The organism is Rhizobium sp. 862_C5_N1_2, assembly GCF_051811205.1.
Lineage (GTDB): Bacteria > Pseudomonadota > Alphaproteobacteria > Rhizobiales > Rhizobiaceae > Rhizobium > Rhizobium leguminosarum.
Genome location: NZ_JBPWPT010000003.1, coordinates 467,967 through 492,732, shown reverse-complemented (window position 1 = coordinate 492,732; position 24,766 = coordinate 467,967). Strand labels below are relative to the sequence as shown.

The 24,766-nt window shown below is 60.6% G+C and carries 17 protein-coding genes and 1 pseudogene; 11 read left to right on the top strand and 7 right to left on the bottom strand.

Going from position 1 to position 24,766, the window contains the following annotated elements; genetic code table 11:
- Position 1: 1 nt before the first annotated feature.
- The 3 genes from tssB to ACD590_RS32255 form a co-directional block, all read right to left on the bottom strand.
- Positions 2-538: a type VI secretion system contractile sheath small subunit gene (gene tssB, locus ACD590_RS32265; RefSeq protein WP_130767082.1), complete on the bottom strand. Its 537-nt coding sequence runs from the start codon at positions 536-538 to the stop codon at positions 2-4.
- A complete protein-coding gene (locus ACD590_RS32260; RefSeq protein ID WP_439004185.1) occupies positions 535-1,698 on the bottom strand; it encodes an ImpA family type VI secretion system protein in 1,164 nt (387 codons plus the stop codon). Before ACD590_RS32260 ends, tssB begins: the two co-directional genes overlap by 4 nt.
- Before the next feature lie 95 nt (positions 1,699-1,793).
- Entirely contained in the window at positions 1,794-3,887 is a 2,094-nt protein-coding gene (locus ACD590_RS32255; protein ID WP_439004184.1) for a serine/threonine-protein kinase, read from the bottom strand.
- 147 nt (positions 3,888-4,034) lie between these two features.
- Here ACD590_RS32255 and tssH point away from each other — a divergent pair, with 147 nt between their 5' ends.
- On the top strand, positions 4,035-6,764 hold the full coding sequence (gene tssH, locus ACD590_RS32250; RefSeq protein ID WP_439004183.1) for a type VI secretion system ATPase TssH: 2,730 nt from the start codon (positions 4,035-4,037) through the stop codon (positions 6,762-6,764).
- Between the two features lie 33 nt (positions 6,765-6,797).
- Here the strand turns inward: tssH and ACD590_RS32245 are convergent, their stop codons facing one another.
- Entirely contained in the window at positions 6,798-7,538 is a 741-nt protein-coding gene (locus ACD590_RS32245; RefSeq protein ID WP_131605562.1) for an OmpA family protein, read from the bottom strand.
- A gap of 119 nt (positions 7,539-7,657) precedes the next feature.
- Between ACD590_RS32245 and ACD590_RS32240 the strand changes: the two genes are divergently transcribed.
- The 9 genes and pseudogenes from ACD590_RS32240 (at position 7,658) to ACD590_RS32200 (ending at position 16,638) form a co-directional block, all read left to right on the top strand.
- Positions 7,658-8,428 (top strand): PP2C family protein-serine/threonine phosphatase, encoded by a 771-nt coding sequence (locus ACD590_RS32240; RefSeq protein WP_131605561.1) that lies wholly within the window; start codon positions 7,658-7,660, stop codon positions 8,426-8,428.
- Between the two features lie 5 nt (positions 8,429-8,433).
- On the top strand, positions 8,434-9,333 hold the full coding sequence (locus ACD590_RS32235; RefSeq protein ID WP_131605560.1) for a M15 family metallopeptidase: 900 nt from the start codon (positions 8,434-8,436) through the stop codon (positions 9,331-9,333).
- A gap of 32 nt (positions 9,334-9,365) precedes the next feature.
- On the top strand, positions 9,366-11,801 hold the full coding sequence (locus ACD590_RS32230) for an ImcF-related family protein (protein WP_439004243.1): 2,436 nt from the start codon (positions 9,366-9,368) through the stop codon (positions 11,799-11,801).
- Between the two features lie 64 nt (positions 11,802-11,865).
- Positions 11,866-12,067, top strand: a pseudogene (locus tag ACD590_RS32225) (sensor histidine kinase); the annotation flags it as partial.
- 94 nt (positions 12,068-12,161) lie between these two features.
- Entirely contained in the window at positions 12,162-13,142 is a 981-nt protein-coding gene (locus ACD590_RS32220; protein WP_026231026.1) for a 3'-5' exonuclease, read from the top strand.
- 190 nt (positions 13,143-13,332) lie between these two features.
- Positions 13,333-13,479 (top strand): DUF1127 domain-containing protein, encoded by a 147-nt coding sequence (locus tag ACD590_RS32215; RefSeq protein ID WP_003548073.1) that lies wholly within the window; start codon positions 13,333-13,335, stop codon positions 13,477-13,479.
- Between the two features lie 624 nt (positions 13,480-14,103).
- Positions 14,104-14,940: a 5-dehydro-4-deoxy-D-glucuronate isomerase gene (kduI, locus tag ACD590_RS32210; RefSeq protein ID WP_018246118.1), complete on the top strand. Its 837-nt coding sequence runs from the start codon at positions 14,104-14,106 to the stop codon at positions 14,938-14,940.
- Positions 14,937-15,701: a 2-dehydro-3-deoxy-D-gluconate 5-dehydrogenase KduD gene (kduD, locus tag ACD590_RS32205; RefSeq protein ID WP_018246117.1), complete on the top strand. Its 765-nt coding sequence runs from the start codon at positions 14,937-14,939 to the stop codon at positions 15,699-15,701. Before kduI ends, kduD begins: the two co-directional genes overlap by 4 nt.
- Before the next feature lie 196 nt (positions 15,702-15,897).
- Positions 15,898-16,638, top strand: coding sequence for a FadR/GntR family transcriptional regulator (locus ACD590_RS32200; protein ID WP_018246116.1), 741 nt, complete (start codon positions 15,898-15,900; stop codon positions 16,636-16,638).
- Positions 16,639-16,644: 6 nt separating this feature from the next.
- On the opposite strand, the gene ACD590_RS32195 is transcribed toward ACD590_RS32200, so the two are convergent.
- From ACD590_RS32195 to ACD590_RS32185, 3 genes are all read right to left on the bottom strand, one after another.
- Positions 16,645-19,932, bottom strand: a complete 3,288-nt coding sequence (locus ACD590_RS32195; protein WP_439004182.1) for a GH36-type glycosyl hydrolase domain-containing protein — start codon at positions 19,930-19,932, stop codon at positions 16,645-16,647.
- Between the two features lie 105 nt (positions 19,933-20,037).
- Positions 20,038-21,579 (bottom strand): DHA2 family efflux MFS transporter permease subunit, encoded by a 1,542-nt coding sequence (locus ACD590_RS32190; protein ID WP_439004181.1) that lies wholly within the window; start codon positions 21,577-21,579, stop codon positions 20,038-20,040.
- Between the two features lie 268 nt (positions 21,580-21,847).
- On the bottom strand, positions 21,848-22,756 hold the full coding sequence (locus tag ACD590_RS32185) for a flagellin N-terminal helical domain-containing protein (protein WP_018246113.1): 909 nt from the start codon (positions 22,754-22,756) through the stop codon (positions 21,848-21,850).
- 310 nt (positions 22,757-23,066) lie between these two features.
- Between ACD590_RS32185 and ACD590_RS32180 the strand changes: the two genes are divergently transcribed.
- Entirely contained in the window at positions 23,067-24,758 is a 1,692-nt protein-coding gene (locus ACD590_RS32180) for an ABC transporter substrate-binding protein (RefSeq protein ID WP_166465931.1), read from the top strand.
- The last annotated feature ends 8 nt before the right edge of the window (positions 24,759-24,766 follow it).

The window sequence follows — 24,766 nt, the reverse complement described above, 5'->3', positions numbered from 1 at the left end:
TTTAGCCCTCCAACTTGCTGCCATCATCGATCGCCTGGTCGGCGATCTTTGCTAAAAGGGGCTCGTTGTTCAAAAGCTGGGCGATGCGCTTTTCGGCGTCGACGCGGCCATCCATGAAGCCCAGCAGTTCCTCAAGCTGGCGGCGCATCTTCAACAGTTCAGCGAGCTGCGGAACCTGTTCGGCAATCCGGTCCGGCGCAAAGTCCCCCATGCTCGTAAAGGTCAGGTCGACGGCGAGTTCCTCGTCCCGCTCTTCGCCAGGCGGTTGAGGAAGCGTGTTCTTGACCCGCGCCTTGACCCGCGGGCTCAGCGCCTCCATGAATCGACCGAACCGGTTCGCATCGGTTTCGACGAAGGTCCTGTCCCGCACGGATTTGAGAGCCTCCGGCGTTTCGGACGCACCGGCAAGATCAGCCATCACGCCCATCACGAAGGGCAACTCGATCGTGGTCGGGCTGCCATACGTTTCCACTTCATAGGCGATCTGGACGCGAGGCGCCCTGTTGCGTTCTATTACCTTCGCCTTAGTTTCGCTCATTGGTGGTCACCTTTTGTCCCAGGGGCAGGTCTCTTGCTTTCCGAAACGCCGGCTAAAAGCCGGAATTCTTTCAGCCCGGAGGGAGCCAGGTCCTCCATGAGCTCGAGAAAATCCATCGGCACCATGCGCTTGATCCTGCGGGCCAGATGGGGAATAGGGCTTGACGGCTCCGTACGGTCGTAGAAAGCGATGATAAGGTCGATGCAACGCATGACCTCGTCTCGCGAGTTTAGGCGGGAGGGAAAGACTGTCGCTGGCCAGATGGGGGCCTGGTCTGCCGCAGCGCTGACGGCAGCGAGCGTACGATCGCTGCCAGACGGGCCCTCTTTTGGGCCCTCCTGTTGCGCATTGGGTTTGGCACGCTCCAGGGTCGCTGACACGCGATGCAGAAATCGGCTCAGATCCGGCAGGCCAACGCGCAAATCGCCACCGATCTGCAGGTTGAGCGACTGTTCCGCCGCCTCCAGAGCTGCAACGGCAGCACTTGCACTGGCCGCTAGCGCTGCTGCTTCTCCAGGCGCCTGTTCGGCAAATGCCGCGCAGCTGGTCCGTATGCGATTGAGCAATTGATCATGCTCGCTGACAAGCGAGGTCTTTTCAGCAGAACTCAAACCAGGCGCCGCTTCGTTAATAACGGTACGACCGTCGATTGCCCCCCGCTCCAGATCGCGTCCCGTCACCGGACTGACGCCACGTGGAGCAAAGAACGTCATCTTGCGCAGGTCGCCGAGCAAGCCGTCCTTGTCATTTTGAAGCTGTATCAGTGCATTGATGCGGCGAAGAGCCGCATCACGGGGGGGCTGGCCGTCGCGAAGTTCCGGATGCATTGTCTGCCAGTGCATGTCGAAGGTTTGGGCAATCAGCTTCAATCCGTCGGCAAGGCCAACAAACCCCCGCTCATTTGCGAGGGCACGCGTCACGATCACAAGCAGCCTGAGATCGCGCCCGTGCGCTCGCAACTCTTCGGATTTGCGAAGCACGACAGACCAGTCGACCGGCACTTCCGTTCGTGAAACGGGGTTGTTGCGCTCGTCTCGGCTGATTTCGATCTGGGGCTGTACGAGGCGTTCGAGTTCGTGGAATCGTCCGTCATTCCGCAGGCTTTCGCCGGACGGGTTGTCACCGTCTATCGGATTCAACCAGAGAGCAGATTCGAACAACACAACCCCCGTTTACCGACTAATATTGTTCTCTCAGTCCTGTTTTAGCATAACTTTTCGCTCTGTACTAATGCCACTTTGCGGGCAAGCAGCAACTAATTCCGAGTATCGATCAATCGGGTCGTAGTCGACAGGATCGAAACCTGCCCGCTGGCAATAACTGCATGTAAATCCTCAGCAAAGGACTTCGTGGACTCGGTTGTAGGGCGAAGTTGCGAAAATAGAGGACGGTCAGTCTGCATCGCGATTATCAGACTTCTGCCGAACGTATTGTCGACGGCAAAGGAAAGCTTTGCGGGGTCAGTCGCTCCATCAGCCGTGGAGTAGGCGACACGGATCGTCCGCATGCCGTTGGACACGGTCCCGAGACTGGAAAGCGCGTTGTCCGGGCGCTTGATGTTCGGAAGGACGTTGAACAGATTGCCGGTGACATCGGCGATCGCGACCCAGAGGTAGCCGTTCTTAATCGTAGTCGGAGCAAGCACATCGATGACTGGATTGTCGCCGACCGCGTAGATGCCGGACATGTTTGGCTCGGATTTGTCGCCATAACCGAGCACGATCGTCATCGGTCCCTGCGGCGCATCGGGCAACAATGACTGGACCACGCACAGCTGGCTACTGAGCACTGTCGTATCAAATCGGAGGTCGCGATCACCGAGACGCGGCGCAAGCGTCTGCCGGAGCGCTTCAACATCGCCGCTGGCGGCGACGGCTCCCCGAATTGTGACTGTCGAACCGAGAGGAAAGTTTGCCCCTTCCGGCGCGTGGACGCCAAGCGGACCGCAAGTCTCCATTGGTGCGATGGCCGATTTCAGCTCGTCGGGCGTCAAACTTCTCGGACCTGCGGCAATTCGCACGATCGGCTGGTAGCCCGCGGCCTTGCTCGCCTCGTTGAATTGGCTGACGGCGGCGTCACGTGATGTCTTGTCGGGCGCAAGGCCGGTGAGGCGAACGGTGCGATCCGTAACGTCAAGCTTCCACTCGTCTAGTCCGTCGGCGGCTGCAAAAAAGCTGTCGATGTCCTGTGCCCAGCGCGCGGAAGGTTCGCCCCTCGCGAGACCGAGTGCATCCTTGGGTGCTGCAAGCCCGGCTGCACGGGTAAAACCTGCCAATATCGCCTGCCGCTGGTCGGCATCGGGAGCGAAACCGGACAAGGTCGTCTGGTGTTGCCCATCGAGCCCGGCGCTGAGTTTATAGGGTGCGGCGACCGGCAGGCTTTTCACAAACAGGCCATCAGGAAAGCCTGCAAACCAAAGCCCCGCGATCGCCGCCACGGCAGCAATGGCTAAGATCGCCAGCCATGGTCGCCAGCCTCGCCTGGCGCCGGGCCCGCCTTCCTGCTGGCCTGTGCGACCGGTCCGCCACAGCTCGCTCACCTGCTTGACGACGGCCGCAGCGGTTGGCGGGCGTCGCGACGCGTCAGGTTGGGTCAGATCGTCGATCAAAGCCTTGAGCGGCTCGGGAACGCCCGCTGTATCGAGCCGGCGCTCCTTGTAGCGGACGACCTCACCAGGGCTCGTCCCGACATTTGGAATTTTCCCCCGAAAAGTCGCAAGCAAGGATGCGCCGAGGGCATAAAGGTCCGAACGCGGCTCGGCCCGCCCGTGCAATTGTTCGGGCGCTGCATATTCATATTTGCCGGCAAACTCATTACCGACGATTGTGCGCGCGCCCGTCGTGCTGTCCTTGGCAATGCCGAAGTCGATGATGACGGCCTCCTCGGGCCGGCCGTTGCGGAGGATGATGTTGTCGGGCGACAGATCGCGATGGACGATTTTGCGTTCGTGTGTCGCAACTAGGCCCTCGGCCACTCTTTGGGCCACGACGAGCAGGTCGCCAGGGGAAATCCCGCCACGCTCGAGATAGTCGCTGAGTGGCGTGCCTGCGACGTAATCCATGACCAAATAGACGTGACCCTCGGCTGTCTGGCTGCAGTCGGTATAGCGTACGACCGCGTCATGCGAGATGCCGCGCATCTCTTCTTCCCGCTTCATCAGCTCCAGATAATTGGCATTGGCCGATAGCTCTCGCTTGAGTGCCTTGAGCGCGACGACACGGCCGGTGATCTTGTTGCTGGCGCGGTAGACTTCGCCCGTTCCGCCGCGACCAAGCACACCCTCGATCTCATAGGTATTGTTGAGTACCTGGCTTTTGCGAAAGATGTCACCGGGCAATGGATCGATCATCTGGCAACTCCAAACCACGCGGTCACACTATTCATCAAAGACATGCGGTTCGAATATTTGTCAAGGACACTATAATGTGGCAGTTTGCCATCGACATCGAAGACTAGGCTCGTTCGTTCCAGAGCACATGGCAGGAGCCCGACCGGCATGCAGCAGAACATGTCTTCCCAGAGCTTCAAGCGTAAAGAACTGATCGGCAAGCTCGATCCGATTTGCCTGCGTGCATTTAAGGCGGCGGCTGACGCCGCCAAGCTTCGGGGCAATCCCTATGTCGAACTCGTGCATTGGATCGAGCAGCTGGCGCTCGTCGACCGCGGGGATTTCCAGTTCATCCTCGCCGACGCTGGCGTGGACCTCGGGCGCCTTGCAGCCGACATGGCGCAGTCGATCGACAAGCTGCCCTATGGCGCGACGTCCATTGAAGAGTTTTCGGACCATATATTCCACGCTGTCCAGGAAGCCTGGAGTCTCGCAAGCCTTCAGTTCGGCTCAGAGGTGGTTCGTGGCGCCTACGTCCTTCTAGCCTGCAGGAAGGTGCCAGTGCTTGACGGCCTGCTCTCGAAGATCAGCGGTGAGTTCGACCGGATCGAGGCCGATTCTGTCCTTGCCCGCTTGGACGACGTACTCTCGGGATCGCTTGAAAATAGCGGCAGAAGCGATGCTGGCGAACTCGTGCGCAAGGAACGCGCGGCGGGGGGCGATTCCGCGTTGGCGAAATATGCGACGGATCTGACCAGGCGTGCTCGGGAAGGGAAGATCGATCCGGTTCTGGGTCGCGATCCGGAAATCCGCCAGATCGTAGACATTCTCATGCGCCGACGGCAGAACAACCCGATCCTGACGGGCGAGGCCGGGGTCGGCAAGACGGCGGTCGTCGAAGGCTTTGCACTTCGCCTTGCTGCAGAGGACGTGCCGCCGCCTCTGAAAGGGGTTACGCTCCACATGCTGGATGTTGGTTTGATGCAGGCTGGCGCAAGCGTCAAAGGCGAGTTCGAAAAACGCCTCAAGACAGTGATCGACGAGGTTCAGTCATCGGAGACGCCGATCATCCTCTTCATCGACGAGGCACATACACTGATCGGAGCGGGCGGAGCTGCGGGAACGGGGGACGCGGCCAATCTTTTGAAGCCGGCATTGGCGCGCGGCGAACTTCGCACGATCGCGGCAACGACATGGGCGGAGTACAAACAGCATATCGAGAAGGACCCGGCGCTGACCCGACGCTTCCAGGTGGTCAAGATTGAGGAGCCCAGCGAAGAAAGCGCCATCCTTATGCTTCGAGGCGTGGCGGGCATCCTCGAGAAACATCATCAGGTGCAGGTCCTGGACGAGGCGATCGAAACGGCTGTCAGCCTTTCGCATCGTTACATTCCGGCCCGACAGCTGCCTGACAAGGCAGTCAGCTTACTGGATACCGCTTGCGCACGCGTAGCGGTATCGCAGCACGCGACGCCGGCCGAGGTTGAAGATCTTTTGCGACGCAAACAGTCTCTTGAGATCGAGCAGGGGATCATCGGCCGTGAAAGGTCCATCGGCATTGAAGTTGCAGACCGCCAGGTCAAGGTCGACAAGGCACTCGGCGAGGCGGATACAGCCCTTGCCGCGGCGCGTGCCCGCTGGGAGAGTGAACGGTCGATTGTCTCTGAGATTCTCGACTTGCGGGCGAGGCTACGCGAACAGGGCGTTCGCCTCGATGCGGCGCTGTCGCGGAAAGATGAAACTGCGCCCGTTGCGACGGTCCCAGACGAAAATGCCTCCGCAAAGGAACGCGACAAACACTCTCCCGATGGAAATGCCGATCTTTTGCGCCTGACAGCGCTCACGCAAGAACTTGCCGAGATGCAGGGCGAAACGCCACTGATGCTGCTGTCGGTAGACCGCAACGCCGTAGCCTCGGTGGTTCAGGACTGGACCGGAATTCCCGTCGGACGAATGCTGGCCGGCCAGACCGAGAGGGCTCTCAAGCTTGCCGGAATTCTGGGCGAACGCGTTGTGGGCCAGGACCTTGCCATGGAGGCGATAGCGCGTCGGGTGCGGACCAGCCGCGCAGGACTAGGGGCGCCGGAAAAGCCGGTCGGCGTTTTCCTTCTTTGTGGACCATCCGGCGTCGGCAAGACGGAAACGGCGCTTGCACTTGCTGAGGCATTGTACGGAGGCGAACAGAACCTGATCTCCATCAACATGTCGGAATTTCAGGAAGCCCATACCGTCTCGACCTTGAAGGGAGCACCCCCAGGCTATGTGGGCTATGGCAAGGGAGGTATTCTGACCGAGGCTGTTCGCCGCAGACCCTATTCCGTCATTTTACTCGACGAGGTCGAGAAGGCGCACCCCGATGTCCACGAGATCTTCTTTCAGGTCTTTGACAAGGGAATGATGGACGACAGCGAGGGTCGACGGATTGATTTTAGAAATACCCTCATATTGCTGACCTCCAATGTCGGTTCGGATGTCATCATGAGGCTGACAAGCAACGGGCTCTCCCGCGCTGCCACCGAAGAGCTCGAAGCTGCGTTGCGGGCTCCGTTGCTGCAAGTGTTCCCGGCCGCCTTCCTTGGGCGCGTCATTGTTGTGCCTTATTATCCCCTCTCCGATTCCATGATCGAAGCGATCACGCTGGCAAACTTTAAGAAGATTGCAGAGCGACTGCGTACGAGCCATAACGCCGAGCTGGTCATAGGAGAGGGCGTTCTCGAGCTGATCAAGACGCGCTGCACAGAAGTCGAGTCGGGCGGCCGCATGATCGATGCGATCTTGACCAACTCGCTTCTGCCGGCGCTCAGCACCGGCATATTGAACTGGGCGCTGGACGGCAAACGCTTGACGAAGGCAACGGTCGGAGCGTCTGCGGACGGCTTCACCTACGCCTTTGAATAGCGCTCAGATACTATTGCGAGCTGCCATTCGCCTTTAGCTGACTGCCTGGAATTCCACGCGTCGGTTCTCGTCCGCTTTCGGCGTTTGCGGATTGAGTGGAAACTGCTCGCCAACGCCAACAGCCTCGAGCCGTTCACGGGGAACATGGCAATCCTCCGTGAAGAAGCGCGCCACTTCCCTGGCGCGCAGCGTGGAGAGGCTCTGATTGTACCGCGCTCCGCCGGAAGCATCGGTGTGACCGATGATGCGAACGAGCTTGATATCCATTTCTTTCACGACACTGCAAAGCTTCTGCAGCATCGGCTTCTGCTTCGGTTCGATGGCGGAGGAATCAAAGGCAAACTGCACGCGATAGTTGATTTGATCATCATCAGGCAACTTCCAGTATGTTTGAGGTGTCGTTATCGTCGCTGCTGCAGTTGCTGGTGAAGTCTCCGCCGACCCCTGTCCGGACGACGGGGTCGCCTCGACTGTTGCCCCACTGGTTGCACTTGCCGGAGTGCCCGAATTGCTACTCGCCTGGCCGGATCCGGTCTTGGCTCGCGTGGTCTCGGGCGTTGCGATCGGCACTGGCGTCGCCTCGGGTGCAGGCGCGGAATTGGTCAGCACGAGGCCGCGGGACGACCCCAGCTTGGCGGCCTTGAACAATTCCATTTGCCTTTGGAAACGTTCCTTGAGCGCCGATTCGTTTAGTTCCTGCGCATTCAATTCACTTCGCAACGCGAAGAATAAAGCGAGAGACACCAGCAGCTTCAAAGTCAGAAGGCGCTTCATTTTAGGTTCCTCTCGGCAAAAATGTTTCGCGTTGCCAAAAATTACTATAGGATGACTTTGGGCGCAACCGCTCCGGTGCCGGCCCTCACGACGGAGCGAATGATGAGGTTCTTCCGGTCATGACCGCGGAGTATCCCAAGAGTCCCTCGACGCGCGTCCCGAGCTCGCCGGGCAGGCCGCAAGGGGCTGGGCTGAGTCACACCGGTCATGTTCGCAAACGCAACGAGGATGCAATACTCACGGATCCCTCGGGTGTGCTGTGGGCCGTTGCGGACGGTATGGGCGGCTATGGCCACGGCGACGTTGCGGCCGACCTGGTGATCGAGCACCTGGCCCTGCTTCCCCATGCTCCAATCACGAGCGCCGATCTCGTGGGCGCCCTCGAGGCCGCCAATTCCGCCGTTCGGCGATGGGCAATCTCCGCCGACGTGGCGCAGATGGGCGCAACGGTAGTGGCTGCGCTCCTGGACGGCAGCACTGCTACGCTCGCCTGGGCGGGCGATAGCCGTGCCTATCGCTGGCGCGATCGGGAACTACTGCAGCTGACGCGCGATCATTCGGTCGTGCAGGAGCTTCTCGATGACGGACGCCTTTCTCCCAATGAGGCCTGGCAGCACCCGCAAGCGCATATTGTCACCCGCGCAATTGGAGCGTCCGATCATCTTGTCGTCGAAACCACGGAAGTTTCATTCCGCCCGGGTGATGCCCTCATTCTCTGCTCCGACGGACTGACCGACTGTGTGGCGGATGCCGAGATCACCGCCCTTATGAATGCCGTTTCAACGCCGCCGGTGGCCTGTCAGCGATTGATCAGTGCTGCTCTCGACAACGGTGCCCCGGACAACGTCTCCGTGATTGTCGTCCAGATTGACGGAGCAGCGATATCTTGAGGCCCATGAATGCCATCGCGGCCGTCGTCATCGGCATGAGCATCGTTCTCGCGGCCATCATCTTTGCGTTTGTCGGTAACCTCCTCCAAGATACGGAATTTGATCCCAATGCGGGCAAATTAGATCGTCTCACGCAGCAGCTTGCCCAGCAGGACAGCGAAATTCGAGGGCTTCGCTCTGAATTGAACGCCCTGAAAGGACGGGTGTCGGACGTCGATGGCAGGATGACGGAGCTGGAAAAAACACCACGTCCCGACCCTGCTCAGACAGCCCCTGTCATCAGCCCGCAAGGCGGCCAAGCGCCCGATCCGTCACCCCTCTTCACGGATCAATTCGGTGGCATGGCACCGCAGGAAGAAGAAGAAAATCTGACTGAACCGATGCAACTGGCCAAGAAGCGCTTCAACGAGAATGTCATACGCCCGACCCCGGCAGTGCTACGGCAGATATTGGGCGAACCGCGAAACACCTATTCGACGACCTGCGAACCGGTCACCAATCCAAAATTGCTGAATGCACTCGAAACCCGGAATATCGGCCATGTTCGGCTGACCATGATCAGGCCCGCGCTGGATTCGCTGCAGCAGATCATGGCGCGCCTCCAGAAAGAGGAGCCCGATATCTATGCTGCAATCGGGACCGAGGGCGCGCTCTGTGCACGCTATGTGCGGGGGTCGGCGAAGTCGGTGTCCTCACATGCGTGGGGGGCGGCGGTCGACCTGAAACTAAAGAAGAACCTCGACAACATGGGCGACAACAGCACGCAATTCGGGCTCGTGGTCCTCGCGGAATTCTTCAATGAGGCCGGCTGGTATTGGGGTGCGGGCTATAGCCGCGAAGATTCCATGCACTTCGAGGTAGGCGAGGCGCTCCTGCGAAAATGGGCGGCCGAGGGCAAGCTGTGAAGGGCCATTTCGAACCGCCGGGTCCAGCCGCTATCCAGGCAGATGTGCTTCCCGCACTGGCACAGCCCCTGTTGGATCTGGCAAAACGTGCCGAAAGCGAAAAGCATCCAGATCCGCGCGAGCTCGCGGCAACGGCGCGTAGCCTCGTCGCCAATTTCGAGACGGAAGCGCGACGCAGGAAGGTTCCACAGGACTGGCTGCTCGACGCACGCGATGCACTCGTCGCTTTGCTCGACGCGCGCGCGCGCAACAATCCGGCATTGTCGATCCGAAAATGGGAGCGCGCGCTTGCCGCTGCTCTTCCGATTGGCGGCGTTATTGCTGCCAGCAGCCTCGCCGAACGGGCGACGGCGGCTGCAAGGGCAGGGCCCGCGCGCCGGGATCTCGCGCGCTTCCTTGGTCACTGTAACGATGCTGTCCAGGCAGCGCTCCTGTCGGCCACTCAGCATAAAACGCGGGCGGATCGCGGTCTTTCTGCTCTTGTGATCGGACTTTTCCTGGCAATCCTCGTGGTTTGGGCAGGATGGGCCGAATGGCAGTTTCGCGAGCGGCTTTTGTCGCAACTGCCCGATGTCGCACGCGTCATAGAAGCCGGTCAGGCGGCAACACCTGCCGCGCGCGCGGTTCAACTCGATGCATTCCTGGCCGCAGTTCAGCTCGTTGAGCAGGATGCAAAGCGTTCTCCGCTTGGTCTCATTCATCACATAGGCATGCTCGACCCGGCAGAGGCCGCACGCCGCCGCTATGGCCAAGCCGTCGACGCCCTGGCCGCCAGCCCGCTCGCTGATGCCCTTGGTGTTGCTCTTGCAACGGAAGGGGAGGCGACTGCACTTTACGATTCCCTACGCGCCTGGTCCATCTTGAGCGGCACATCCGACTGGCAACCGTGGTTTCTGGCAGGCTGGATCGACGATCGAGCTCAGACATTTCCCGAACTTACCGGCCTGGCAGTACATGTCGCTGCCATGTCAGCGGGCCCGGCAGATCTTCAAAAGCCGGATTCCGAAGCAATCGCCCAGGCGAGACAGTTTGCTTCAGAGGGCTCTGCGACCGAGCGTGCCATGCTCGAGCTTTCCCGTGCCGAGAAACCCGCGGCCTTGCCTGCCTGGTCTCTCGGGCAGGCGGCCCCTGGTCTCGACAGGATTTTGATCCGCAGGTCCGGACGACCTATCGAGCGGACCGTGCCCAGTCTTTATACGGAGACAGGGTGGGCTTATGCGCGCTCTGGCGCCGCAGAGGAGGCGATCGGGAAGGCAACAGCCGAAACTGCGAAACTCCTGGGCTCCTCCGACAAAACGAGCGCTGATGCAGTTATGGACCTCCTTCAGAAACGAACTCTGGAGACATGGTCGCAGTATCTCGGCGATCTTCGTGTGCGGCCGTTCACCGATCAACCGAGTGCCGTGATCGTCAGCGGTGTACTAAGCGCCAGCAACTCGCCGCTCTCGGCACTGATCCGTGAGGTATGGCGCCAGGCGGGTGGCACCGACCGTGGCCGAAGCCACGCGAACCAGCTTCGGATTGCCGCGACACTCGGGCCTGCGATCCAGTTCGTGGAACAGGGTCGCATGTCTGAAATCTCGCGCCTTTTCTTATCGCTGAATGTCGCGCTTGCCCTTCTGGACGGAAACACGGAAATCGGAAAAAAGTCGTTGATGGATGCACAGGATCGCGCCAATTCCGTCGTCGCCCTGCAGCAGGCCCCGCTCCTCGTCGTACAAATGGTCGAAGACGTGATCTCGCAGACAGCCTCTCCAAAGCCGGTAGAAAAGCCCGCCGATCCAGTTCCGGCAGCAAAGCCGTCGGGGGCTTGGGGCGAGGTCGCTGTGGCCTGCCAGGCGGCTGTCGCAGGCCGCTATCCGTTCTATGACGGGGCGGACGCGGATATGGCGGAAGTAGCGCGCATTTTCGCTCCGAATGGGCTCGTAGAGACATATTTCCGTACACAGCTGGCGCCTTTGATGGATACGTCGGCGTCCCCGTGGCGTTGGAAACCCGAAGCCAGGCTCTCCGGATACGCGCCCGAAAGCGCAGCATTCTTTCAAAGGGCTTCCGCGATCGGCGACGCGCTCTTTCATCATGGAAGCTCGCCGCATGTCCCTTTGTCGCTTGAGGCGCTGGCGCAACGTGGTGCCGCAACCATCTCGATCGGCGGCTCTCACGCTCCGGTTACCACGTCAGGCGGAACGGTGACTCTTAACTGGCCAGGCGACCTGCCAGCGCGCGGCCTTGAGATCTCCTTCGAGAGTAGTGGCGCGGTCGAGAAAAAGAGCGCGCCCGGGCCCTGGGGCCTATTGCGCTTTCTGGACGGGTCACGCTTGCGACCACGCGAAGGCGGCCAGCGCTTCCTCGTCGACGTGCGGACGACCGGCGCGCGCGCCTACCTTCAGATGTCATTCGCCGCGCCAGCCAATCCCGTCTCCGCGCGTTTGTTGATGCGGGGATTGACATGTCCGTCCGCGCTCTGAGAGCAACATGGGGGCGCCCGCCCGGTGTGAGTTAATGCTGAAACGCCAACCGCAGTCTTTTGGCCGGATATTCGAGCCGTTCTTCAAGCGCCATCACGACGGACGCGGCGCCGGTCTCGGCCTCAATCTCGTTCGTGACATCCTGCGCATGCACCGGCGGCGAGGTGACGATCGACAACCGCAATCCCGGGGCGGTCTGCCGGCTGAGCTTCCCGCCGGACAAAACGGCAGGCGTTCATACGCCGCCGCGCCTGGCGACTGCATAATACTAAGGGCTACCGCGTCCTTTGTGGCTCGCGAAAAGACGCGCGGCGCTGTCGTGCGATGGATTAAATCGCGTCTCCGTGACATATAGAGTCGATGAGCGTGCACAGAGATTCGCAACTCGACATGTTTGCCAAGGCATCGCCCGCGATTGCCAAGGTGCGCGGTCCAGTGCGCCGGCAACCTTCCCAACCGACCGCCTACTCTGATGAAGACATGGCGCGGACGCTGGAAGAGAGCGGCAACTATCGCATCTTGAGAAAGCTGGCCGCCCGGCCGGTTGCGTCAGTCAGGCGGCCCGGGTTTTCACAGCTCGGCGTCATTCTCGATACGGAGACCACAGGTCTCAACCACCGCAGCGACGAGATCATCGAAATCGGCGCCGTCGCCTTCACGTTCAACGATGACGGGGCAATCGGCGATATCATCAGCATTTATGGCGGCCTGCAACAGCCGTCCCGACCGATCCCGCCCGAGATCACCCGGCTGACGGGTATCACCGATGCGATGGTCGAAGGACAGCTCATCGATATCCAATCTCTGAGAGCGCTGATCGAACCGGCGGATCTAATTATTGCCCACAATGCCGGGTTCGACCGGCCGTTCTGCGAGGCCTTCTCGACGATTTTCGCCGGCAAGGCCTGGGCATGCTCGGTTTCGGAGATCGACTGGAGCGCCCGCGGCTTCGAGGGCACGAAACTCGGCTATCTCGTCGGCCAGGCCGGGTATTTCCATGAAGGCCATCGCGCCGTGGACGACTGCCACGCGCTCCTGGAAATCCTCGATCGAGAGCAGCGCGACGGTGAAAGCCCGTTCACCGAGCTCTACCGCGCCAGCCAGCGCTCGCGCATCCGCATCTTTGCCGAACACAGCCCGTTCGAGATGAAGGACCACCTGAAGGCGAGGGGTTATCGCTGGTCTGACGGCAGCGACGGCCGTCTGAAGTCCTGGTGGATAGAAGTCGGCGAAGAGGATCTCGGCGACGAGCTTTCCTATCTGCGTTCGGAAATTTACCGGTGGAAAGAAGCGGAGCCGCCGATCGTGCGGCTGACGGCCTTCGATCGTTTCAAACTCTGACCGCGAAGCGGTTCGGATCCTGATCGGGAAATCGCTACCAGATATGACGATCCATGCAATTGCTGCATAGGTGCAGTGATGCATTGGCGCTGTAATAGTCAGAGGTCTCATATTATATACAACTCATCGAAGCGAACGAAGCGCCAAGGACTGGCAGCTGAGCTTCGAAAGCCCACGAAAGGGGATCATCATGAACGTAGCACGCTCTTTCAACAACTGGCGCAAGTACCGTCAGACGGTCGCTGAACTGGGTCGTATGTCCGCACGCGAACTGGACGACCTCGGCATCGGCCGCAGCGAAATCCGCAATGTCGCCCGCGCGGCCATCGCCCGCTAACGGCAAATTAGACCAAGCATCTTCGAGACTATGCCAGCGCCTGCTTCCTCCCGAGCGGGCGCTTTGCTTTTGTGCGTCCGGCGGATGGAGCAGGGTGATCAAGCCGCCCGCTTTTCGCATAGCGCATAGCTGCATTGCAAATAAATGCCTATCAACTGAGCAAGAAATAAGTATGATTATTTCTATCGAAGCGATGCACCTCCTCCCGCGTCCCTTCGATATACAGGCGCCCCATCCTCCTCCCAGGGTCGTCTGTGGAATGACAGCACTCCTCCTCCCAGCTGTCGTTCGGTTTTTTTCGAAAGCCTGCCGCACCTCCTCCCGCGGCAGGCTTTTTCGTTTTGGCCCAAGAAAATACCGGCCCGTGCCGAAGCGGCCGCTTGCGATCATCGCTTGATGATGGCGTCATCATCTCCGCAAATTCTCCTGTCTATTCCCAGATTTTCTTTCGTGCTCTTGCGGGCCTTGCGTCTCCTCAAGCGAGCGCCGACAAACCTGTTGACACCAAACTTGTCGTACAACTATGTAACCGGATGGATACCGCCGCAGCGGAACAGGCCGGACAAGACCGGCTTCCGCAATAGCGACGACCCCTAGCGACAATGAAGCGGAAGGAAAATTGACATGCAGATCGACGTGAGGCACGCCTCCCATCCAGAGGCCGTGCGTGATTTCGACACGGAGACGCTGCGGCGTCACTTTCTGGTGGAAACCGTCTTCGCGAGCGGCGAGATCCGGCTCACATATTCGCATTACGACCGAATGGTCATCGGCGGCGCGACGCCGCTCGGCTCCGGGCTGACGCTGACGGCGCCGACGGCGATCGGACAGGAAACCTTCCTTGCCGAACGTGAACTCGGCGCCCTGAACATCGGTGGTGCCGGCCGCATCATCGTCGACGGCACGAATTACGATCTTGCCAAATATGATTGCCTGTATGTCGGCAAGGGTGCCAAGGACGTCAGCTTCGAGAGCGCGGATGCTGCCAATCCGGCAAAGTTCTATCTGGTCTCGACGCCAGCGCATCAAGCCCATCCAACCGTGTTGCTCACCCGCGAAAAGGCCCGTCACCTGACGCCGGGCGAAGCCGCCACAGCCAACAAGCGGTCGATCTACCAGTTCATCCACCCGGAAGTCTGCCAATCCTGCCAACTCACCCTGGGCTTCACCATGATCGAACCGGGCAGCGTCTGGAACACCATGCCGGCCCATACGCATGACCGCCGCATGGAAGCCTATCTCTATTTCGATCTCGAAGCGGAACAGCGTGTGTTCCACTTCATGGGCGAGCCGCAGCAGACCCGGCATATGCTTGTCGCCAACGAACAAGCGGTCATCTCGCCGCCCTGGTCGATCCATTCGGGCGCCGGCACCAAGAATTACAGCTTCATCTGGGCGATGGCCGGCGACAATAAGAGCTTTACCGACATGGACCATATCGCCATTGCGGATCTGAGGTGAGCGTCGTGGCAAATCCCTTCGACCTTTCTGGCCGGGTTGCCGTCGTCACCGGCGCCAATACAGGGCTCGGCCAGGCCATCGCGGCCGCACTGGCAGCGGCCGGTGCGTCGATCGTCGCCGTCGGACGCTCCTCAATGGACGAAACCGAGGCGCTGGTGAAGGAAGCGGGAAGCCGCTTTCATGTCGTCAAGGCCGATCTTGCCAGCATCGAACCGGTGAAGGGGATCGTCACTGAGACCATCCAGACCTTCGGCGGCCTCGACATCCTCGTCAACAATGCCGGCATCATCCGCCGCGCCGATGCGCTCGACTTCACCGAGGAAGACTGGGACGCGGTGATCGACGTCAACCTGAAGACTGCCTTCTTCCTGTCGCAGGCCGCCGGCCGCCACATGGTCGACAAGGGCAGGGGTAAGATCATCAACATCGCCTCGCTGCTCTCCTTCCAGGGCGGCATCCGGATCCCGTCCTATACCGCCTCGAAAAGTGGCCTCGCCGGCCTGACCAAGCTGCTGGCCTGCGAATGGGCCGGCAAGGGCGTCAACGTCAACGCCATTGCCCCGGGCTATTTCGTGACCAACAACACCACGGCGCTGCGCGAGGATGCCGACCGCAATGCCGCCATCCTTGCCCGCATCCCGGCCGGGCGCTGGGGAACGCCGTCCGAACTCGGCGGTGCGGCCGTATTCCTGGCATCGTCGGCGTCCGACTACGTGCATGGAACGGTGCTGCCCGTCGATGGCGGTTGGCTGGCGCGCTGATCGGTCTCACGCCGTGCCTCTTTTCAGGCGGGCTAAGGATGCTCTATCGCTTCGACTCTCCGCATAACCCCGAAAATTGATTCCGGTTTTCGGGGTTATGCGCTAGGGCTGCTGCCCACCGTATCGGCGTAGATGCGGAATGCGAACAGGAAACGGGGTCGGCGCAGCCGCCTCGACACCAGGATTTCGAAACAGGATGGCAGATAAGGACAACGCGGTCTTCAATACCATTCAGCAGGCGCCGAACCTGCGCAGCAACCTTGCCGATATGTTGACGGCGCAAATCGAGTCCGGCGACCTGAAGCCCGGCCAGCGCCTGCCGACCGAACAGGCGATCATGACGGCGACCGGCGTCAGCCGGACGATCGTTCGCGAAGCGCTTGCCGCCCTGCGTGCAAAGGGGTTGATCACCACACGGCAAGGCCTTGGGGCTTTCGTCTCGAACGATCCGACACCGAGATCCTTCTCGATCATTCCGAACGACCTGCAGTCGATCGACGAGGTTCTGCGCGTGCTGGAGCTGCGCATGGGGATCGAATACGAAGCCGCCGGCCTTGCCGCGCTGCGGCGCACGCAGGAGGATATCGACCGCATGCAGGATCGTCTCGATGCCCTCGACAAGGCGCTCGAAGAGGGCGGATACGGCGCGCAGGAGGATTACGCCTTCCACAGGTCCATTCTGGTCGCGACACAGAACTCCTATTACGGCCGCCTCTTCGACACGTTCGGCAACATCATGGTGCCGCGGCAGTGGGCGCGCTTGGACAAGATGACATCAGCCGAGCGCAAGCGCCATGCGGCGCGCATGCGCAGGGAACACCATGCCATATTCGCGGCAATCCGCGACCGCGACGAGCCCGCCGCGCGCCGCGCCATCCGAAGCCACCTGTCGAAGAGCGCCGCGCGCTTCGAGGAGTTGCGCGACGCTACGGCATAATCCTTTTCACACCTCAGGCTTCGGTCTCATCAGCCGAAGCCAGGCGGCGTGGTCGGTTTGCAGATCGACCGAGGCGTGGATCGCGGGAAGAAGCGGTTTGCGTTTGCGTCGGCCGAAGCGCCGTTTGAAGCCGAGGATATTTTCGACGACGCTTCTGGTGTAGAGCCCGGGGCCGCTTGAATAGATGCGCCATCCACCGTCGACGGCGATCTCTCCCGCCTTGACCCGCTCCCATTCGGCCGCCGCCTGATAACGATCATGGAAAGCCGCGTCGCTGCTGCTGAAATAGGTATTGCGCTGGCGCAGCGAGGCATGCGACAGCGCTGATGTGACTGAAATCGGATTGACGACGGCGATCGCCTTCCAGAGCTCGTCCACTTCCGCCTCCAGCGCCAGCGTCTCGCAGTAGCGCAGATGCGCATGCACGTACATCAGCCCGATCTCGCGCCCGAAGAAAGAGGAGGATTCGGCGCGGCGAAACAGCGTCTCGGGCCCTCCGGCGTAGGTCGCGGGCTTTTCCATCAGCCGCACGCCGTCGGGAAAGAGCAGATGCTCTTCGATCAGCTTCATATGATCGCGTCGCTGAACCGGCGTGAAGAGGCCGCCGAGCATCGCCTGCGTCATCGAGATCAGCGAGTAATGCAGCCCGGTGCGCCGGTCGCTCGGGTGCAGCAGCAATTCGACGCCATCATGGCTGGGATCGAAGATGCCGTAGCCGGCAACGATACCGTCACGCACGAGATGGCGGTTGAAATCCCGGCGCATCGCCGTTGCGATCTTCCGCAAGCCCTTGGCCTTGTTGCCATGGCCGAGGCGGCGCAGGATCGCGGAATAACGGACGATCTGCTCGTAGAGCAAAGCAACGGTCCAGCTACTGACCATCCAATCGCGCAGATGCGGATCGGCCGGCTGCAGGGAATCGTTCCAGTCTCCCTCGCCATAGCGGATCAGATGCGTTCCCGGGATGAAAGCTTCGCGAACGGTATCGAGCAGCTTCTCGACATGGATTGCGATGGTGTCGGGCTCCGGTGCCCTGGCCATCGTCTTTTCATCACGCCAGGAGACTTTCTCGTCGAGGATGGCGAGATCGCCGGTTGCTTCAATATAGTCGCAGAGCGCCTTCAGCGGCCAGACGACGATATCGCCGTGGCTGTCGCCCGCCCGGATATTGGCATAGGGCTCCAGCATGAACCACTGCGGCCAGTCGCCTTTTTCCAGGTACTGTTCGCTGAAGACGGTCTTCAGCACCTCCTTGGCTTCGCGGTCATGCTCGTAGGCGAGCAGGAATTCGATCGGCCCCTGGCAGGCGTCGCGCGTACCCCAGGCAGCGCCGGTATATTGCTCGAGGCCGTGCGGCACGCTCAGATGCACAATGGCATCATGCGCGAGCCAGGGAAGCAGGGCCGTCTGCGCGGCAAGGTCGGGCGAGGTGCTGGCGATCGTCACGCCGCGCACGGCGTTCCGCCAGAATTTTGATGCCGGCGCAAGCATGGCATCACCGGTGACGCCGGCCTCATATCGTTGCGCCAGGCGCTCGGCCTCCGCCGCATCGGTCATCGAGCCGACGACGGCAAAGGAAAGCGTCTGCGTCGGTCGCGATCGCAGCGCGACGAAGGCGCCGTTGCGCGCCATCCCGTCGCTATAGAGCAACTCGTCGCCACCGATCTCCTCGATGGCATCGGGCGTCGAACTCACCAACCAATAGCTGGCATCGGGATAACGCTCGCCCCAGAGCCAGGCCGGGTCCGGCCGGAAAAGAATACGCTTGGCTAAGGTGTCGAATGCGATCTGCCCGCCCGCGTCATATTCGCGCTCGCCGAGCACGACATGACCAAACACCAGGAAGCGGCATGGCTCGCCCTCGACAGAGACGGTCCACTGCATCGCCGCATCCTCGCCGGAGGCGACTGCCGATACGATGATCGTGCGTTCGGAGAAGCGATAGATCCAACGGCAATCGCTGAGTCCCATTTCGAAAGCCGACGGCACCGCCAGAAGCTGCCAGCCGGCGCCGACATCCGCCATGATGCGCAGCCCGCTGGCGCGCGTCAGATTGTAGGGGTCACGGGAGACGGAAAAGAGCTTGTGAAAAGACGTATTGCCGATCGTCAGCTGCGCCGCAAAAATGCCCTGCATCCAGCAGGTCGCGGCAAGCGTCGCATCATCGAGCAGCATATTCTCACCGCTTCTGACGATCGCGCCGTGACGGCGCGCCACGATGAGCTCCTTGTCGCGCAGGACCACATGCCGGTTCAAAACACCCTCCGACACGAAAAACGAAAGAAGCTTTCCGTCGACACGCTCTTCCAGGCTCCGCTCCGGATAGAGCTTGGTGATCGCCTTTTTATCCAGCGCCTCCGCCTTCAGCAGGGCAGCATCCTGAAGCAGGCTGCGGACCGGCGTGACCTCCTCGATATCGGCGGCCGCACTGTTGGTCGCCGCAAGCGCGTCAAGTCGTGAAAGGTCGGCATCGCTCGACGCCTCGGGATGATCGGCGGCGAAGACGGCAAAGAAGGTCGCGGTCACACCGCTTGCCGGCACGGAGAGCGATTTCGACTGGATGGCGGGACACGCCGTCTCTTGCTGCCGCCGTTTGCTCGGCAGGCTGGTGCCGAAGGCGCCGACCAGCTGATCGTCGAGGCGGTCCTTCGCCTGCACCAGCTGAATGGCATCCGTGGCATAGGCAGCCGCCCCATCGCGGCAGCCTTGCACGAGCCAGGGGTTGCGGGCACCCGACTGCTTGAGATTTTGCCGGTTCATCACGACCGGGCCGAATGTCTCATGATCGGTGATATGGTGATCGACATATTGCGATGCATAGGCTTCGCTGTTCATCAGGAAGCCGCGGTCGCCGAGACCGACGTCCTGGATCAGTACCAGATCCACCGGCAGCGCTCCATCCTTCAGATGGCGGATGGAGACACGCCAGAACCAGGCCGTTTCGGAGGGATGAAGCTCGAGGCGGACGGTGTAGCCGATATCGCCTCTCTTGCCGCTCCAGGAGAAGCTCGTCGCATCGTGCCCGAAGCTGCCATTGGCGCGAGGCCCGACAATCTCAACGACATCAGGTGCCGCACCGCCGATGCGCAGATACAGCCGTCCGATGCCGCCGGTGAGCGGCGAGCCCTGGATCTGGTTGATCTGCACCGATCCCTTGTCGTCGGCATATTCGATGGCAAACAGCGTGCCGTTCGGCAGGGCCGCTATCGACAGGCCGGATCCGTTGCTGATCGTGAAGAGGCCAAGCTCTTCGCGTCGGGGCATTTGAAAACTGCGCGTAAGGTCCGTGGCCATTGAGATCTCGTCGATTGGCTTCAGAAGGGAACTGGAAGATGACGCAAAATGATTGAGAGAAATCTTACCGGCGATCGGAAGATCGGCAACTTGTCACCATGGTTTTCACGTTGTGGCCGGTCGCCTGGCGAAGGGCACCGAGAGCAGGGCGCAGCCGGTCAGGATAGCGACGATCATCCAGGCTTCGTTGATCGCCTGGACGCTTGCCGCGGTCTGGACCAGCGGATCGAGCAGCGCCATGGTATCGGCATCGAAGCTGCCGCTATGTGCCGATATGGTCTGCGGAGGCGCGCCGACGAATGCCCCAGCCCCGATGTCGCCGGCTTGAAGACGGGTCCACAGGGCCTGCCCCAGCGGTTCCGAGCGCGTGTAGATGATGGTGTCGATCAGCGCGATGCCGATCGCCCCGCCGAGATTGCGCATCAGGTTGAAAAGTCCACTGGCATCGGGGATGCGATCTGGCGGAAGTGTGCCGAGCGCCAGCCGCGTCGGCGGCAGCAGGCAGAACATGATGGCGACGCCGCGCACGACCTGCGGCCAGAACATCGCGTCATAATCCGTGCGAGGATCCTGAAACGCGCTCATCCCGACGCCGATCGCAAAGAGCGCGAAACCGGCCGCCGACAGCAGCCGCGCATCCATGCGCTTCTCCAGCGCGACCGCAATCGGCGCCGTCACCAACTGCGCGATGCCGGTGACCAGCATCGTCATCCCGATCTCAAGCGCGTCATGCCCCCTGATAAAAGCGAGGAAGACCGGCATGAGATAGACCGAACCGAAAAGGCCGATGCCAAGGACGAAGCTCAGAACCGAGCCGACGAGAAAGTTCCGATCGCCGAAATTGCCGAGATCGACGATCGGCCTGTCTCGGCGAATCGTTCGCCAGACGAAGATGCCTCCCGAAGCCAGGCAGACGGTGAGCAGGCTGAGCACATAGGCCGAGATCCAGCCGCTCGTCGGCGCCTCCTTCAGGCTGAGTTCCAAAGTCGTCAGCGCGGTCGCCATCAGCAGGAGCGACAGACCATCGAGATGCCTGAGTTCGGACGGATCGGTCGCCTGCCGCGGCAGGGACCGTGCGGCCAGGATTGCCGAGATGATACCGGGGATGATGTTGATCAGGAAAAGCCAGTGCCAGGAATAGGTCTGCGTCAGCCATCCGCCGACGATCGGTCCGACGGTTGGAGCAAGCACCGCAAGCACGCCGGCGATCGTCGTCGCAAGCGCCTGCCGCTCGTTCGGAAAGAGGATGAACACGGCTGAAAACACCGATGGGATCAGGGTTCCGCCGGAAAAACCCTGAAGCACCCGCCAGGCCACCAACTCGCCGAAGCTGCCGCTGGCCGCACAGCCGGCGGAGGCTGCGACGAACAGGCTGATGGCAATGACGAAAAGCCATCGCATCGTCAGCAGCCGGGTCAAGAAGCCGGTGAGCGGGATCGCGACCACTTCGGCGATGAGATAGGCCGTCTGTATCCAGCTCATCTGATCCGGATCGATACCCAGCGCGGACTGGATGGTCGGCAGCGATGTTGCCACCACCTGGACGTCGAGGATCGCCATGAACATGCCGACGCACATCGCCATGAAGCCGAGCCAGACGATGGCGGGCGTTTCATCAGGACGGGCAGATTGAAGTCGTTCCGACATGCGATGATCCCGCGCGCTGCGTTCTCCGCCCTGGAGTGCGAAGACTAAGGCCGATCGTGGTTGCGATCGGGACGACGGACAGCATGGCTCGGAAGTGAACCGCGATTTCGCCGATCGCGACACCATAGTTCGGATGAGGACAGGAGGGATAGGGACCCGCCGACACAAATTTGCACGAGTGAGTTGAACGCGATCGAGCCTGACCGGGTGGGCCAGGCTCGATCGTCTCACCAACGGATTTGCTCCGAGCGTCCTATATATCCGGCGCTTAGCTGCGGAAGAGCGACAGGATGTTCTGCGACGACGAATTCGCGATCGATAGCGACTGGATCGCAAGCTGCTGTTGTGTTTGCAAGGCAGACAGTTTGCTCGACTCCTCCTCCATGTCGGCGTCGACCAGCCGGCCCACACCCGAGTCGATCGAATCGGAAAGTGCACTGACGAAGTCTTCCTGCAGATCGATGCGCGTCGAGATCGAACCTAGTTGCGCACCGGCAGAGGTCATTGCCGACAGTGCGGATTCGATGGTCGACAGCGCCGACTGGATCTGACCGGTGGTGAAGTCGGTGATATCAAGCGAATAGACGGAATCGCCGTTTGCATCAGCCGTTCCGAGGATGCCGGACGCGGTATCGATCGTCCCGCTGCTCATGCCGAACAACACATTGCCCGTGGAGCTGGTATCCAGAGCGTATTCCGTCATTTTAACGGAAACGGCGCCGGAGCCGTCGCGAACGAAGGACGATACGACACTTTTCGTGCCATCCGCGCCCGCGACCCAGTTTTCACCCGAGAACGACGCCGACTGGGCAATGCTCAGCAGCTGTTCCTGAAGCTGACTGATTTCTTCCTGGACCTTGGACTTGTCGACACCGTCCTCGGTCGCTGCGACAAGCTTGGATTTGATCTCGTCGACAACGTCGATCGCATTGTCCATGGCCGTGTAGGCAGTATCGACCTTTGCTGCGCCAAGGCCCAGCGCGTCGGACACGGCGGAGAGCGCCTTGTTGTCGGACCGCATCGTGGTTGCGATCGACCAGTAGGCGGCGTTGTCGGATGCGGTGTCGACCCGATAGCCGGTAGAAACACTATTCTGTGTCGTTTCGAGACTGGAGTTGATGTTGCGCAGCGTCTGAAGGGCAGACATCGCTGAATTGTTCGTGTTGATGCTCGTCATGGGAAATTCGACCCGCTCTTAGAAGTTGAATGTGTTGCATCCCGGGTGACATCCCGGCCGTGGCGAGCAGCCTCATGCTTATCGACCAATGTTCGAGCAGGTCGATTCGCCATCGTTGAAAAAATTATGGTACTTAAAGGTACATTAATTATTAACGCCGGAATTATCCTTACAAAACAACGCATGTAACCGGCTCCGAGGCCGTTGCAAAAAGTTTGAGATCGCCAATTGACGTGTCGGCAGGAAACTGACTATCAATATTAAATCAATTTGATTGACTTCAAAAATAAGCAACAAGGGGAACGATGGAATGAGATTGAGCAAGAGTGGAATCCGCAACAATTCCATGCGCGCTGGCTTTGCGGCGGCAACCGCTCTGACGGCGCTCGTCGTTTTTGGGGCGGGGGGTGCAGCCGCAGAGTCGGTGCTGACGATGCATATCGAGGAGCAGAGCAGCTGGGTTCAGAACTTCAATCCGTTCGACCTTGCCGGCCGCCGGCAGAGCACGATGGATTTCATCTACGAGCCCCTGGTCATCTTCAATGCCGAGGATGGCGGCAAGCCGGTGTTTCGCCTGGCGACCGACTATAAATTCTCCGAGGATATGAAATCAGTCACCTATACGCTGCGGCCTGGTCTGAAGTGGTCCGACGGCCAGCCGCTGACGTCGGCTGACGTGAAGTACACGATCGATCTCATGCTGAAGAACCCCGCGCTCGACACTGTCGGCGTCGGCGAAACCATTGCCTCCGTCGAGGCGCCGTCGGCGACCGAGGTCAGGATCGATCTCAAGGCCGTGAACTCCGATTTCCCGGAAACGCTTGCCGATCTCGCCGTCGTTCCCGAGCATATCTGGAAGGACGTTTCCGATCCGGTCGCCTTCAAGAACGAGAAGCCGGTCGGTTCCGGCCCGATGACGGAGCTGCGCCGTTTCACGCCGCAGGTCTATGAGCAATGCCGCAACCCGAACTATTGGGATGCCGCCTCGCTGCATGTCGATTGCCTGAGGCTGCCGCAGATATCAGGCAACGACCAGATGCTTGCCATCCTGCCGGAAGGCAACATGGACTGGATCGGATCCTTCATTCCGCAGATCGACAAGACCTTCGTGGCGCTCGATCCCGACCATAACGGCTATTGGCAGCCGCCGGCCGAAACCGTCGCCTTCCAGATGAACTTCAAGAGCGGCAATGAAGGCAACCTCGAGGCCTATAAGGATCTGAACTTCCGCCATGCCTTCAGCCTCGCCATGGACCGCGCGTCGATGGTCGATATTGCCGGCTTCGGCTATCCTGTCGTCAACGTGCATGCGACCGGCCTGCCGCCGCGTTTTGAGACCTGGCGCAACAAGGGCGCCGAAGGCGACAAGGACGCCTTCATGGGCTTCGATACCGAGAAGGCCAACAAGATTCTCGACGATGCCGGCTACAAGAAGGGTGCCGACGGCTTCCGCACCACGCCGAGCGGCAAGCCGATTGCCTTCCCGATCATCGTTCCGAACGGCTGGACGGACTGGATCGATGCGGTCCAGATTGCGGTCGAAGGACTGCGTGCAGCCGGCATCAACGCGTCCGTTGCCACGCCGGAATATGAACAATGGCGCAAGCAGATCATCGATGGCAGCTTCGAGGTCGTCATGAACTCCCGCGCCGACGGGGCAACGCCATTCCGCGGCTATTACCAGAGCTTGTCGACCGCTTACGGCGGGCGCATCACCGGCGCGCCCTCGCGCTATTCGAACCCGAAGCTGGACGCGCTTTTCGATCAGTATCTGAAGGCGACGTCGGAGGACGATCACAAGAAGATCTTCAACGACATCCAGCTGCTGATTGCCGACGACTTCCCTGTCGTGCCGGTATTCAACGGGCCGACCTGGTATCAGTTCTCCAGCAAGCGCTTCACCGGCTGGGTCACCGACAAGGATCCCGTCATGAATCCGGAGGATCATGACAACAACCGCATGCGCCTGATGCATCTGCTGCGCCTCAAGCCGGTCCAATAAGCCTCGCG

What these genes read in the sequence shown, in the direction of transcription:
- tssB (WP_130767082.1), bottom strand. Translation starts at nt 538, where the DNA reads ATGAGCGAAACTAAGGCGAAGGTAATAGAACGCAACAGGGCGCCTCGC.
- ACD590_RS32255 (WP_439004184.1), bottom strand. Translation starts at nt 3,887, where the DNA reads ATGATCGATCCATTGCCCGGTGACATCTTTCGCAAAAGCCAGGTACTC.
- tssH (WP_439004183.1), top strand. Translation starts at nt 4,035, where the DNA reads ATGCAGCAGAACATGTCTTCCCAGAGCTTCAAGCGTAAAGAACTGATC.
- ACD590_RS32245 (WP_131605562.1), bottom strand. Translation starts at nt 7,538, where the DNA reads ATGAAGCGCCTTCTGACTTTGAAGCTGCTGGTGTCTCTCGCTTTATTC.
- ACD590_RS32240 (WP_131605561.1), top strand. Translation starts at nt 7,658, where the DNA reads ATGACCGCGGAGTATCCCAAGAGTCCCTCGACGCGCGTCCCGAGCTCG.
- ACD590_RS32235 (WP_131605560.1), top strand. Translation starts at nt 8,434, where the DNA reads ATGAATGCCATCGCGGCCGTCGTCATCGGCATGAGCATCGTTCTCGCG.
- ACD590_RS32220 (WP_026231026.1), top strand. Translation starts at nt 12,162, where the DNA reads ATGAGCGTGCACAGAGATTCGCAACTCGACATGTTTGCCAAGGCATCG.
- ACD590_RS32215 (WP_003548073.1), top strand. Translation starts at nt 13,333, where the DNA reads ATGAACGTAGCACGCTCTTTCAACAACTGGCGCAAGTACCGTCAGACG.
- kduI (WP_018246118.1), top strand. Translation starts at nt 14,104, where the DNA reads ATGCAGATCGACGTGAGGCACGCCTCCCATCCAGAGGCCGTGCGTGAT.
- ACD590_RS32200 (WP_018246116.1), top strand. Translation starts at nt 15,898, where the DNA reads ATGGCAGATAAGGACAACGCGGTCTTCAATACCATTCAGCAGGCGCCG.
- ACD590_RS32195 (WP_439004182.1), bottom strand. Translation starts at nt 19,932, where the DNA reads ATGGCCACGGACCTTACGCGCAGTTTTCAAATGCCCCGACGCGAAGAG.
- ACD590_RS32190 (WP_439004181.1), bottom strand. Translation starts at nt 21,579, where the DNA reads ATGTCGGAACGACTTCAATCTGCCCGTCCTGATGAAACGCCCGCCATC.
- ACD590_RS32185 (WP_018246113.1), bottom strand. Translation starts at nt 22,756, where the DNA reads ATGACGAGCATCAACACGAACAATTCAGCGATGTCTGCCCTTCAGACG.
- ACD590_RS32180 (WP_166465931.1), top strand. Translation starts at nt 23,067, where the DNA reads ATGAGATTGAGCAAGAGTGGAATCCGCAACAATTCCATGCGCGCTGGC.